Raw genomic sequence first — 261 nt, 5'->3', positions numbered from 1 at the left:
GATGTACGTTAAGCGCAATATTTTAGCGTCAACGTTTATCCCACACCGGCTGTTAAGTCAGCAGGAGTTTAGCCGCTATGCGCTGGATTATCTGGTGTTCGGCAACGCCTATTTAGAAGAACGTCAAAACCGCCTCGGTGCGCCGCTGCAACTGAAATCCTCCCCGGCCAAGTACACGCGGCGCGGCGTGGAACGCGGCGCTTACTGGTTTGTGCAGGACTGGAAAGAGGCACACCGCTTCAAGACCGACAGCGTTTTCCA

1 pseudogene is annotated in these 261 nt (G+C 54.8%); it reads left to right on the top strand.

From position 1 onward, the window contains the following. A pseudogene (locus AEYBE204_RS40605) lies at positions 1-261 on the top strand (capsid portal protein); the annotation flags it as partial.

Source organism: Asticcacaulis sp. YBE204 (assembly GCF_000495855.1).
Lineage (GTDB): Bacteria > Pseudomonadota > Alphaproteobacteria > Caulobacterales > Caulobacteraceae > Asticcacaulis.
The sequence above is the reverse complement of the archived record's forward strand: the minus strand, read 5'-3'. Positions and strand labels throughout refer to the sequence as shown.